The following is a 12,642-nucleotide window of genomic DNA, read 5'->3' on the forward strand; positions in this document are numbered from 1 at the left end:
AGAAGTTGAGTTTCCATAAAATTTAATCCAGATCTCATTTCAGCGATCAATCCTGTGCACCAATTGATCTGGCACAACTCTCCCTCCGATAAATCATCATTAAATTTACCTATTTGTTAGGGTAACCCTCGAGCAATCATATATTGCGCGGTTTCATTCACCCGCAAGCGAATGTCTGCCCACCCCGCCCGACGGGGGGAAGATCCACACCAAGATGGAACGGGTCAGACGAGACCAAAACATTTATCTGGGAGTGATAAACGTGGGTTCACAACACAGGCATATCAAACTGGGCCTCGCCACCCTGCTGCTAACTACCAGCCTTGGCACCAGCGGCTGGGCACTGGCTGATGACGCAACCACCAATGGCAAGATAGAGGCGCGCAGCGAGCTGTTCGCCAAGGATCACGCCGATCAGTTCACCAGCTGGCAAGCCACCAGCGAGAGCAAGGAGCGCACCGACGCGCTGGCGGAAGATCCCAATATGGTGGTGCTGTGGGGCGGTTACCCCTTCGCCAAGGATTACAACAAGCCGCGGGGCCACTTCTATGCGCTGACCGACGTGCGGGAAACCCTGCGTACCGGCGCCCCCAAGACAGCCGAAGATGGCCCGCTGCCGATGGCCTGCTGGAGCTGCAAAGGCCCGGATGTGGCCCGCGTCATCGACGAGCAGGGTGAGGATGGCTACTTCAAGGGGATGTGGGCCAAGGGCGGGCCGGAAGTAGTCAACACCATCGGCTGCGCCGACTGCCACGACACTGCCTCGAAGGAGTTCAAGGAGGGCAAACCAGCCCTGCACCTCTCCCGTCCCTATGCCGAGCGGGCCATGACCGCCATCGGCAAGCCGTTCAAGGAGCAGGGGCGCTTTGATCAGCAGTCCCAGGTGTGCGGCCAGTGCCACGTGGAATACTACTTCAGCGGCCCCACCAAGGCGGTCAAATTCCCCTGGGACAAGGGCACCACGGTTGAGCAGATGGAGGCCTATTACGATGAAATCGGCTTTGCCGACTGGACTCATGCCCTCTCCAAAACCCCCATGCTGAAAGCCCAGCATCCCGAGTACGAAACCTGGCGCGCCGGCATTCACGGCCAGAACAACGTCGCCTGTGTCGACTGCCACATGCCCAAGGTGCAGAACGAGCAGGGCAAGATCTACACCGATCACAAGGTGGGCAACCCCTTCGATCGCTTCGAGCAGACCTGCCGCAACTGCCACACCCAGAGCAAGGAGATGCTGCAAGGGATTGTCAAACAGCGCAAAGAGGCGGTGATCGAGACCAAGCTGAAGGTCGAGAAGCAGCTGGTACACGCCCACTTTGAAGCCAAGGCGGCCTGGGATGCCGGCGCCACCGAAGCAGAGATGAAGGATATTCTGCAGGACATCCGTCACGCCCAGTGGCGCTGGGACTACGCCATCGCCTCCCACGGGGTGCAGATGCACGCCCCCGAGGTGGCCCTCAAGGTACTTGGCAGCGCGCTGGATAAAGCCGCTGACGCCCGCACCAAGCTGGCGCGCCTGTTGGCCAGCAAGGGGATCAGCCACGAGATCGCCATCCCCGACATCTCCACCAAGGAGAAAGCGCAAGCGGCCCTTGGCATGGATATGAAGCAGTTCAACAGCGACAAGGCCCAGTTCCTCAAGACCACGGTCCCCGCCTGGGATGCCGAGGCCAAAGCGGCCGGACGGCTGGCACAGTAACGGCGCCTGCGGGCACGGCCAAACCTGGCCCGCAATGGATGGAGGCTTCCTATGGGTGATTTAACGATGGATTTCTTACGACTGATGCTGATGGCAGCCATGCTGCTCACCAGCCTGCAGGGTCAGGCGGCCGAGCCGGCAGCAGCCCCTGTTCCAGCTACACATGAGGTGGAATTTTTACGCAATCCCGACAAGGCCTGCACCGACTGTCACAAGGAGCAGAGCGAGGGAATGCACGGCAAGCATGGTCAGGCGACCAATCCCAATAACCTTAAACCGGTGACCTGCACCAACTGCCACGGCCAGCCCTCCTCCCAGCACCGGGAAGGGGTCAAGGATGTGATGCGCTTCAGTCACAGCCTGAAGGATAAAGAGAGCATCAAGCTTTATCCCATCAGCGAGCAGAACGGGGTCTGCATGAGCTGCCACGAGCCCAAAGAGCTTCGCGAGGCGCTCTGGGCCCACGATGTGCACGCTACCAAGCTCACCTGCACCAGCTGCCACCAGTTGCATCCGGCCAAGGAGCCCATGGTGGGGATCCCGGAAAAATCCCGCATCAAGCTCTGCGTCGACTGTCACAGCAAGCAGCATGAGGCCAGCAAGGCCCGGCAGGAGCAGTCCAAACCGGCTACCGGCAAGGAGGCATCATGAGCTGCTCTCGCCGTGACTTTATGGCGGGCATGGGCGCAGGGGCCCTTATCATGATGACGGGGACTGCTAGTGCCAACACCCGCTCCCTTGCCACCCCCCTTGCCCATAGCCAGACCATCGACGGGGTCCGCTATGGCATGATCCACGATGAGACGGCCTGCATCGGCTGCACCGCCTGCATGGATGCCTGCCGGGAGGTGAATCAGGTGCCAGAGGGGGTCTCGCGCCTCGAGATCATCCGATCAGGCCCGGTCGGTGAATTTCCCGACGCCGAGTACCGCTTCTTTCGCAAGTCCTGCCAGCACTGCGACAACGCCCCCTGCGTGCATGTCTGCCCCACCGGCGCCTCCCATATCCGCAAGGAGGATGGCATCGTCGATGTCGACGCGGATCTCTGCGTCGGCTGCATGTATTGCCTCGCCGCCTGCCCCTATCAGGTGCGCTTTATCAACCCGGTCACCCGAGTGGCAGACAAGTGCGACTTTTGCCGCAAGACCAACCTGGCGGCGGGCAAGGAGCCAGCCTGCGTGGAGTCCTGCCCCACCAAGGCGCTGGTGTTCGGTAATCTGGATGATCCGGACAGCCCCATCGCCAAACGGCTGGTGAAAGAGACCACCTATCGCTACAAGCAGGCACTCGGCACCTCGCCCAAGATGTACCGCGTGCCCAAAGGGGAGATAACGTCATGACCATACAAGCGGCATTTCACTTCCCCTCGCTGGTGTGGGGATTTGCCCCATCGCCATCTACTGCTGTGACAGAAGGAGGAATGGATCATGTTGCATGACGCATTTCACTTCCCTTCACTTGTCTGGGACTGGCCCATCGCTATCTATCTGTTCCTGCTCGGCATCTCCGCCGGGGCCACCACCCTCTCGGTGCTGCTGCGCCGCAAGGGGGCAGGCAGCGAGAGCGGCATCATCAAGGCAACCGCCATTCTGGCGCCAGCGAGCGTGATATTGGGGCTGCTGATCCTTATCTTCCATCTGGCCCGCCCCTGGACCTTCTGGAAGCTGATGTTCCACTACCAGTTCGACTCCGTGATGTCGATGGGGGTCATGCTGTTTCAGCTCTATATGGCGGTGCTGTTCGTCTGGCTGGCGGTGGTGTTTCGGGCAGAGATCGAGACCCTGCGCCACCGGTTGCTGAAAGAGAAGTTCGCCTTTGTGGATGGGCTGATTGGCTGGCTCGCCCGCATCGAGCGGCTGCTGGCGCCGCTGTTGTTGCTGCTCGCCGTACTGCTGGGGGCCTACACAGGCTTTCTGCTCTCGGCGCTCAAGACCTATCCGCTGTTGAACAACCCGGTGCTGCCGGTGCTGTTTCTGGTCTCGGGCATCAGCTCAGGTATCGCCTCCACCATCTTGCTGGCGGTGACGCTCTTCAAGGAGAACCATCATAGCCAGGGGGTGAGCTTTGTGCATCGCTTCGAGCGGCCGGTGCTGGCGGTGGAGGTGTTGCTGCTGGTCTGCTTCTTTACCGGCCTCTACTTCGGTGGCGGTCAGAAAGAGGTGGCCATGTGGGCCGCCATCGGCAGCGGCTTCTGGGCTCAGGTGTTCTGGGTCGGGGTGGTGGGGATCGGCATGCTACTGCCCCAACTGCTGGCTCTGCTGACCCCGGCGCCCCTGCGGGAACGAAACAACCATCTGGTGCTGGTCTGCAGCCTGACCCTGGTGGGGATCTTGCTGCTGCGCTACTTCGTGCTCTACGCCGGCCAGATGACGGTAGTTTAAAAACCGGTTCACGCTCCTGTTGCAAGGCCGTGATCAAGGCTCATGTGCTGCTCGGAATCCTCATGTATTCACATACACTCCGGTTCCTGCGCTGCTCTTTACCTTGCTGACGACCTCTCACGACGGATCGTGAACCGGTTATTGAAAGCTGGGGATAAGCACCAGCCACCCTCGGGTGACTGGCGCTAGTTTGTTGCTGGCCCAATGAATTTCTGGTGATGCCACACCCGTTGCTTGGCAATATTCCCCGCCAAAGCAAGACGACGCTACGTGTGTGCCATGACATGAATGACATCAAAGATTGACTGGAGGTTGTGTGCTGGCGGAGCTCGGCTATCTCTCACTGTTGCTGGCGACCGGGCTCGCCCTGCTGCAAGGGCTGCTGCCCTGGCTGGGATTCCGGCTCGCCTCCCCAACTCTGCTGCGCAGCGCCACGCCGCTGGCGCTGATCAATGCCATCCTGCTGCTGGCCGCCCTGCTGCTGCTCGCCAGCTGCTTTGCCCAGGATGATTTCACCGTCAGCTATGTGGCCCAGCACGCCAACAGCGCACTGCCCCTTGGCTTCAAGCTGGCGGCCGTGTGGGGCGGCCACGAGGGCTCCATGCTCTTTTTCGTCTTTGCACTGTCCCTGTGGGGCGCGCTGGTGGCCCTTTGCTCCAGGCGGGTCGATCCGCTGATCACAGCCCGGGTATTGGCCATCATGGGGCTGATCGTTGGGCTGTTCGGCCTCTATACCCTGATCTTCTCCAGCCCGTTTGACCGCCAGTTTCCGGGACCACTGGAGGGGCGCGATCTCAACCCCATGCTGCAGGATATCGGCCTTATCATCCACCCGCCCCTGCTCTATCTCGGTTACGTCGGCTTTGCGGTCAACTTCGCCTTCGCCATGGCGGCGCTGCACTCGGGCAGACTGGATGGCGCCGTGGCCCACTGGAGCCGCCCCTGGGCACTCAGCTCCTGGGTGTTTCTCACCGCCGGCATCGTGCTGGGTTCCTGGTGGGCCTATTACGAGCTCGGCTGGGGTGGCTGGTGGTTCTGGGATCCGGTAGAAAACGCCTCCCTCTTGCCCTGGCTGCTCGGCACCGCTCTGCTGCACGCCCTGATTGTCTGCGAGAAGCGCGGCGCCTATGGTCACGCTGTGCTGTTGCTCTCCATCTTCACCTTCGCCTTGAGCCTGCTCGGCACCTTCGTGGTGCGCTCCGGGGTACTCACCTCGGTACACGCCTTTGCGGTGGACCCCAGCCGCGGCCTCACCCTCTTGTTGCTGCTCGGTTTGCTATTGACCTGCGCCCTCACCCTGTTTGCCCTGCGCGCAGACATTCGCGCCCCCTATGCCCGCTTTGGCTTGCTGTCAAAAGAGGGGCTGCTCGGCGCCGCCATCCTGCTGCTCTGCGTGGCCTGCGCCAGCGTGCTGCTCGGCACCTTCTACCCCATGGTGTTCCAGTCGCTCCATCTGGGCTCGCTCTCGGTGGGTGCCCCCTATTTCAATACCATCTTCGTGCCGCTGGCCCTCTGCCTGATGGCGCTGATGACCCAACTGCCGCGCCTGTGCTGGCAGCATCTGGCAGCCCAGCGCCGCATCAAGGTGCTGCTCCCATGCCTGCTCGGCCTGCTGGGGGGCGCCTTGCTGAGCCTCGCCTATCCCGAGCCGCTGCGGGCAAGCTGGCTGGGGCTTGCGGCCAACGTGCTGAGCCTCTGGCTGATGGCCAGCCTGTTGCTCCCGCTCTTGCAACCGACGTCGCTGCGCGAGCTGACCCTCAATCGGCTCGGCAGCTTGCTGGCCCACCTCGGGGTGGCGGTGTGCGCCCTCGGCATTGCCCAAGTGAGCCACCACAGTCAGGAAGGGGGCGCCGTGCTCGCCGCAGGCCAGCCCTACCAGCTCGGCGCCTTCGAGTTTCGCTATGAGGGGCGCGAGCCGATCATCGGCCCCAACTACACTGCCGAACGCATCACTCTCAGCGTGCACAAGAACGGTAAAGAGGTGGCGCGGCTGACGCCGGAGCGGCGCCACTACAGCGTTCGCACCATGAACATGAACGAACCGGGCATTGCGTGGGGACTGTTTGGCGATCTCTACGTGGTGCTGGGTGAGAAGATGGGGCCAGATGCCTATGCCATGCGGCTGCACTACAAGCCGCTGGTGCGCTGGATCTGGCTCGGCGGCCTGTTGATGATGGCGGGCGGCACCCTGCGTCTGCTCGCCCGTCGCCCTTTGCTAGCCTCTCGTTCCGTTGCGGTTGGCACCTCCCATCACCAGCTCGAACAGGAGGCGTTATGAGATCCCGCCTGCGCCTCTTTGTTCCACTGCTGCTGACCCTGGGCCTCGGCGCCCTGCTCTGGCTCGGCCTTGGCAACAATCCCTACAGCCAGGATGAGGCGACGCTCGGGCGCACCCTGCCTGTGTGGCAGAGCGACAATCTGCTGGATGGGCGTCCGATCCAGACCCCCAGCCTCAAGGGGGAGCCCTTTGTGCTTAACGTCTGGGCCAGCTGGTGCGCCAACTGCCGCGCCGAGCATCCGTTGCTCAGCGAGCTCGCGGGCACAGTGCCCCTCTACGGTCTCAACTACCGGGACAAGGGGGATGCGGCCCGCGCCTGGCTTATCCAGGCGGGCAACCCCTATCGCGCTGTGCTGGCCGACCCTGACGGCAAACTGGCCCTTGAGCTCGGCGTCTACGGCACGCCGGAAACCTATCTGTTTGATGCCGATGGTGCCCTGCTCGCCCGCCATACCGGCGAGCTTACCAAAGGGATCTGGCAACGTCAGTTTGCCCCCCTGCTCGACCAGGCGCGAACTGACGCGCAAATGAAGGCCGCTGCAACGGCACACGCAATTGCGCCATCTATTGCAACATCAGCTCGGGAGACACAGCCATGATGTGCCGCTCTCTTGCCTGCACCCTGCTGGCCCTCGGCATGCTGCTGAGTACCACTGCATATTCCAGCGGAGTCGATACCTATCAGTTTCGCCACCCCGAGCTGCAAAATCGGGCGCAAGAGCTGGCCCGCGCCCTGCGCTGCCCCCAGTGCCAGAACCAGAATCTGGTGGAGTCCAACTCCCCCATCGCCCGGGATCTGAGGCTAGAGGTCTACCGCTGGGTGGACGAGGGACAGAGCGATGAGCAGGTGATCGCCCGCATGACGGAGCGCTTCGGCGATTTCGTCCGCTACGATCCCCCCTTAAAGGCCAGCACGGCGCTGCTGTGGGGCGGTCCCCTGCTGCTGTTGGGGCTGGCGCTGTTGATCCTGTTTCGCCGCCTGACACGCACAAAGGCGCAACCCATCCCTGTCGTTAAGGCAATCGATGAGTCAATCCATCAACCCGCGGCCGATCCGCGCAGCGAATTGAATCTGTTGATCATGCGTGGAGAACAAGTGGGCCTCTCCCCAGACCAGCCACTCTACATGGAGCTGAGCGCCGCCCGCCTGGCCAGCGCCATCCCGGCGGCTGAGCTGGCCCTGCGCGCGCAACTGGCCAACCAGCATGACAATCGCAGCCGCAATAACCGGCACGGGCGGACCTTGTTGCTGCTTGGCATCATGGCATGCGTAGCCGTTGCCGCTGTGTATCTCGGCAGCGGCCGTTATCAGGCATGGCAGAATTATGCATCCCGTCCCGATCCGCTGGCGGGGTTGAGCCCGCGGGATCTGCAGGACAAGGAGCTGGGGAGTCTGCATCAGAAACTTCAGCGCAATCCTGCCGATCTCGACAGCTGGGCGGCGCTCGGCCAGCTCTATCTCTATCGGGGTGAATATGACAACGCCCTGCTCGCCTACCAACGTCTCGCTCTGCTGGAGGGGGGCGCCAGCGCGGCGACTCAAGCCGCCCAAGCCACCGTGCTCTACTATCAGGCGGGCCAGCAGCTGACTCCCGAGGCAACCCGCCTGCTGGAGAGTGCCCTCAAGCAGGACGCGGGGGAAGTGAGCGCCCTGATGCTGCTCGCCTCCGATCACTTCCTGCATGGTCGCTACAGTCAGGCCATTGCCCTGTGGCAGCAACTGCTCGATGGCGAGCGCCCTCGCATCAACCGGGCCGCGCTGATTGAGGCGATCCAGACGGCAAGCATAATGGGCGGGTAACCCCTTGATTGAAGGAGGGTAATCGTGGTGATATGGCGCCGCGACCACGCAAGTGGCTCAGCACTCTCTTTCAATAGACAAGGATGTCTGGATGCAACTCACCCTGTTAAACGACTCGGGTAAATTCGATGGACTCGATGACACCATTAGGCACGTTTTTGCCGAGACGGCGCACAAATTGAATGCCTTGTTCGATCTCTCCCAACTGGATGTCACCTTCAGCCCTTTTGCCGAGGGGGATGCTCCCGACTCGGGTATCGGTGGCTGGGCCATCAACATGTATCGAATAGAACTCCAGCTTGATCTGGAACGGCCTGATATCAAAGAGGTGATCATCACCGAATTGCCTGCCGTGCTGGCTCACGAAGTCCACCATATCGTGCAAAAGAAGAATAAGGTGGAAGCAGAAACACTGGCCGAAAACCTGATTTTTGAAGGGCTGGCCTGCTACTTTGAGCAGCGGTTCAATGGTGGCACACTCCCCTCGCTGTTCAAGGAGTCTCATCACCATGACTGGCAATCGCTCCTGGCAGAGATGACACCCCATCTATCCAGCAAGCAGTTCAACTATTTAGACTTTTTCTACTGCCGTGATAACCGGCCATTTCCCAAATATGCCGGTTACTGGGTGGGGTTCAATCTGGTGGCCAACTATCTGGCCAAGAGCGGCCTAAATGAAATAGAGGTCATGGGCCTACCCGCCGAAGCGTATTTCAATTAACACACTGTCACACTGTTCGTGGCTATCACAGAGCCCAAACCCGGAGAGAAGATCATGATCCCCATTCGCTGCAAGGCCGTCTCCGGCGTTGCCCTTACCACTGTCGATGGCGAAACAAAATTGCTGGTGATGAAACGGGTCAAGGGGGGCTTCTGGTGCCATGTGGCGGGCACGGTGGAGGCGGGTGAGACCGGCTGGCAGACCATTATTCGGGAGTTTGGCGAAGAGACGGGGATCAGGGTCACCGAACTCTACAACGGCCAGTATCTGGAGCAGTTTTACGATGCCACCTTGAATACGGTGGAGGTGGTGCCGGTCTTTGTAGTCTATTGCCCGCCCAATCAGGCGGTGACCCTCAACGACGAGCACACCGAATACCGCTGGTGTTCCCTGGCCGAGGCCAAGGCGCTGGTGAGTTTTCCCGGCCAGCAGGCGCTCTACGACCATATCTGGCACCATTTTGTCGACAATGCCCCCTCTCCCCTGATGCGGGTCGCGCTCGGCTGACGCATGCCGGAGCTGCGCGGCATGGTGGATGCTTGCGGTATTACTCGTTGGTCCCAACCAGCAGCGCAGGCATTGCCTGCCACACCCGTTCGGGGTCAAGCTCGGCAATGGCGGCGGCGATCAACTGCTCGCTCCAGCGACGATGCAGCAACCACATCCGCTGGCCCACCTCGCCGTCTGCCTTGGTACACTGCTTGGTGACATCGGCAGTGCGATAGAAATAGCGCACCAGAGTCGTGAGCTCCGGCTCGGGCCAGCGGCAGCCAAAATCACGCAGCAAGGCTGACCAGAACAGCACCTGTCCCCGCTCATGTTGCTGCTCGACAATTTGAAGATCGGGGATGAGATCCATGGCGTGCCACAAGGCGCCATAGCCGACAAAGCGGCGATCCAGTTCCTCCAGCGCCTCATCCAGCAGCACCAGCGCCTGCGGCCAACTCGTTGCCTCGATACGGATCTGTTGTTGCGCCTCGCAGACCGCCGCCAGCCACCCCATGGCAAGGCGGCAGATGATCGCCTCCTTGTTGGGATAGAGGTGGTAGAGCGACTTGATCCCCACCCCCGCCCGATCGGCGATGGCGTTGGTATTGAGAGCAGTAAAACCCTGCTCCTGCAACAGGCTCAGGGTCGCCTCCTCGATACGGCTGGCCACCGCCTGGCTGCGCTGCTGTTTGGGTTGACGGCGCATGGCAAACGCCCGGGGTAACGGCCCCTCTGTCACAGACTCCTCTGACATACCTTCTCCCTGATTTGTTGGCCCATCGGCAACTTGACTTGTGTGTGCATCAACAAGCGTGATCTGCGCCTCACTCGCCACCGATTGATGTGACATGGTAAACAAAACGTTAAATATTTGCAGCGATTGCTGGCATTTTTTGACCAAGCAACCATAAAGAGATCGCACAATGTGCAGTAAAAACTGCACAAAACCCGCCCCTCAAGGAGATCACTGCATGGATTGCAAGGCATCACATCGTTCTTTCTCTCGCTCATTTTTGCTGCTCACGCCGCTGCTGGCCGCCACACTGGCGGGCTGCCAACAGACGCAACCGCCCACCGCCACGCGCACCCTCTACCTCAACGGCAAGATCCACACCCAGGATGGCCAGCGTCAGGTGGCTGAGGCCATGGTGGTGAGCGGCGACCAGTTCCTCTATGTCGGCAACCGGCAAGGGGCCGAGGCACTCAGAACGCCCGACACCCAAGTGGTCGATCTGCAGGGCAAGATGGTGCTGCCGGGGCTGCACGACAACCATATCCACCTGTTTGGCACGGTGGCGCTCGATATGTGCGATCTCGACGGCAAGCCGGTCAATCTCGGCGAGCTGGCGGCCAAGGTGAAGAGCTGCCTGCCCCGCTACGCCCCCAAGGCAGGCGACTGGCTGGTGATCAACCAGTGGTCCCCCTACGAGGGCAACACTCCCACCGCCGCGTATAAAACCGTGCTGGCAGCCCTCGATGCCGCAGCGCCCGACAATCCGGTGGTGCTGGCTGGGGTCGATGGCCACGCCAGCGCCTACAACTCGCGAGCATTGGCGCAGGCGACCGACCAGAGCGGCAAACCGGCGGGCTTCACCGCCGCCACCCTGGCACCGGGCGGCCTCTTTGCCCCCTTCAAACCCTATGTGGATCTCAATAGCGGCGTCATTCGCGAAGGGGCCCGCAGCGCCATTCCCTCCCCCGACAGCGGCCTGCTCAGCGCCCATGACGAGCAGGCGGCGAGCCAGTATCGCCAGATCCTGCCCGCCGTCTCGACCCTGATGGCCTCGCGCGGCATCACCAGTATTCAGGATGCCTGTGCCACCGACTTTATCCGCGATCGCCTGCGGGAGATGGAAGATAAGGGGCTGCTCAATATGCGGGTCACCGCCGCCACCTGTTTTCACGAGGATGACTACAGCGGCAAGCTCGATATCGGCGGCCATCTGGCCAAGGCGAACCGGGTGCGCGACCAGTTCGCCAGCGATCCCCTGATCAAGGCCGATGCGGTCAAGATCTTCCTCGACGGGGTACTGGAAGGGGATCCCTTCAGCACGCCCCCCTTCCTGCCCAACGCCGGTATGCTGGCCAACTACCAGACCCCCCACCTCGCCATGGATCAGGCAGGCGAGCAGGTCACCATCACCGCCAACAGCGAGGATGCCGGCAGCAATGGGCTGGTCAACTACCGCGCCGCCGATCTCACCCGCTACGTAGGGGAACTCGACAAGGCGGGTTTTGGCATCCATATGCACAGCATCGGCGATCGCACTACCCGCATGGCCCTCGATGCGCTGGAGGCGGCCCGCGCCAGCAACGGCGATCACGGCATCCCCCATACCCTCGCCCATCTGCAGGTGGTGCATCCGGACGATCAGCAGCGACTCGGCCAGCTTGGCCTCTACCTCACCTTCACCTACGCCTGGACCAACCCGCAGCCCGAATACGACATGCTGGTCACCCCCTTTATCCAGCCGACCAGCAAGGGACAGCACCTGCATGAGGCGATGTACGATCCCAAGGGGTATCTCAAGCAGGCGCTCTACCCGGTGGCCAGCTCACGCAAGGCGGGGGCCATTCTGGTGGCCGGTAGCGATGCGCCGGTCGACAGCCGCGATCCGCGCCCCTTCGTCAATATGGCCGCCGGGGTCAACCATGCGCCCCAAAGCGGCGATGACTTTCGGGCGAGCCAGCGCATCACCCTCGACCAGATGCTGGATGCCTACACCATCAACGGCGCCCGCGCGGTGCGTCAGCAGGCCGTCAGCGGCTCCATCGAAGCGGGCAAGTCGGCTGACTTTATCGTGCTCGACCGGGATCTCTACCAGCTGGTCGCCAGCGGCACACCGGAGCAGATCGCCGATACCAAAGTCACCCGCACCGTCTTTCGCGGGCAGACAGTCTTTAGCCAATAGGGTTCAGGCGATATGGCGAGTGTGAGGATCTAGGCAGCAGGGCTCTAAGCGTATATGCCGCCAGCACAGTGCCTTGTAACAGCGAAATGCCGACCTCCGGGTCGGCATTTGTATAGGCGTGGCGTGATAGCCAGAGCTGATAGCGAGAAAAACTGCCGCAAAGGTCAATGGCCTTGGGTTAACCCGCGTTCTGGTTGTCCCAAACAGCGGCAGAACTGATTCACCAGTTAGACACTGGTTAGCCAACGTGGTTGCAGCAGCGTAACAATCTTGGGCTATTCGATTCTGGCCGCAGGTAATGACTGCAGCATACTAACGCCCCGATCATCCGAATATTCGTCTCTATTCGAACAAAATCGCT

General features: G+C 61.4%; 11 protein-coding genes. 10 read left to right on the top strand and 1 reads right to left on the bottom strand.

Going from position 1 to position 12,642, the window contains the following annotated elements:
- The first annotated feature begins 262 nt into the window (after nt 1–262).
- From nrfA to OKC40_RS03780, 9 genes are all read left to right on the top strand, one after another.
- Nucleotides 263–1,699, top strand: a complete 1,437-nt coding sequence (nrfA, locus tag OKC40_RS03740; protein WP_442865887.1) for an ammonia-forming nitrite reductase cytochrome c552 subunit — start codon at nt 263–265, stop codon at nt 1,697–1,699.
- Nucleotides 1,700–1,750: 51 nt separating this feature from the next.
- Nucleotides 1,751–2,350 (top strand): cytochrome c nitrite reductase pentaheme subunit, encoded by a 600-nt coding sequence (nrfB, locus tag OKC40_RS03745; RefSeq protein ID WP_270794130.1) that lies wholly within the window; start codon nt 1,751–1,753, stop codon nt 2,348–2,350.
- Nucleotides 2,347–3,039 carry a cytochrome c nitrite reductase Fe-S protein gene (nrfC, locus tag OKC40_RS03750; protein WP_270794132.1) on the top strand — a complete coding sequence of 231 codons (693 nt, stop codon included), beginning with the start codon at nt 2,347–2,349 and terminating at the stop codon, nt 3,037–3,039. Before nrfB ends, nrfC begins: the two co-directional genes overlap by 4 nt.
- A gap of 87 nt (nt 3,040–3,126) precedes the next feature.
- Complete coding sequence (gene nrfD / locus OKC40_RS03755; RefSeq protein WP_270794134.1) at nt 3,127–4,080, top strand: cytochrome c nitrite reductase subunit NrfD; 954 nt, start codon at nt 3,127–3,129, stop codon at nt 4,078–4,080.
- Between the two features lie 316 nt (nt 4,081–4,396).
- Nucleotides 4,397–6,358, top strand: a complete 1,962-nt coding sequence (nrfE, locus tag OKC40_RS03760) for a heme lyase NrfEFG subunit NrfE (RefSeq protein ID WP_270794136.1) — start codon at nt 4,397–4,399, stop codon at nt 6,356–6,358.
- Entirely contained in the window at nt 6,355–6,957 is a 603-nt protein-coding gene (locus tag OKC40_RS03765) for a DsbE family thiol:disulfide interchange protein (RefSeq protein ID WP_270794138.1), read from the top strand. Before nrfE ends, OKC40_RS03765 begins: the two co-directional genes overlap by 4 nt.
- Nucleotides 6,954–8,159, top strand: a complete 1,206-nt coding sequence (gene nrfF, locus OKC40_RS03770) for a heme lyase NrfEFG subunit NrfF (RefSeq protein WP_270794140.1) — start codon at nt 6,954–6,956, stop codon at nt 8,157–8,159. Before OKC40_RS03765 ends, nrfF begins: the two co-directional genes overlap by 4 nt.
- A 91-nt stretch (nt 8,160–8,250) precedes the next feature.
- Complete coding sequence (locus OKC40_RS03775; protein WP_040069159.1) at nt 8,251–8,880, top strand: DUF2268 domain-containing putative Zn-dependent protease; 630 nt, start codon at nt 8,251–8,253, stop codon at nt 8,878–8,880.
- 54 nt (nt 8,881–8,934) lie between these two features.
- Nucleotides 8,935–9,387: an NUDIX hydrolase gene (locus tag OKC40_RS03780; RefSeq protein ID WP_182937597.1), complete on the top strand. Its 453-nt coding sequence runs from the start codon at nt 8,935–8,937 to the stop codon at nt 9,385–9,387.
- Between the two features lie 40 nt (nt 9,388–9,427).
- On the opposite strand, the gene OKC40_RS03785 is transcribed toward OKC40_RS03780, so the two are convergent.
- The gene (locus tag OKC40_RS03785) at nt 9,428–10,123 is read right to left on the bottom strand and encodes a TetR/AcrR family transcriptional regulator (RefSeq protein WP_232093544.1); all 696 of its coding nucleotides are present in this window, start codon (nt 10,121–10,123) and stop codon (nt 9,428–9,430) included.
- A gap of 217 nt (nt 10,124–10,340) precedes the next feature.
- On the opposite strand from OKC40_RS03785, the gene OKC40_RS03790 reads away from it, so the two are divergent.
- Nucleotides 10,341–12,281, top strand: a complete 1,941-nt coding sequence (locus OKC40_RS03790) for an amidohydrolase (RefSeq protein WP_270794143.1) — start codon at nt 10,341–10,343, stop codon at nt 12,279–12,281.
- The last annotated feature ends 361 nt before the right edge of the window (nt 12,282–12,642 follow it).

Source organism: Aeromonas sp. QDB11, from assembly GCF_027705265.1.
Classification (GTDB): domain Bacteria; phylum Pseudomonadota; class Gammaproteobacteria; order Enterobacterales; family Aeromonadaceae; genus Aeromonas; species Aeromonas allosaccharophila.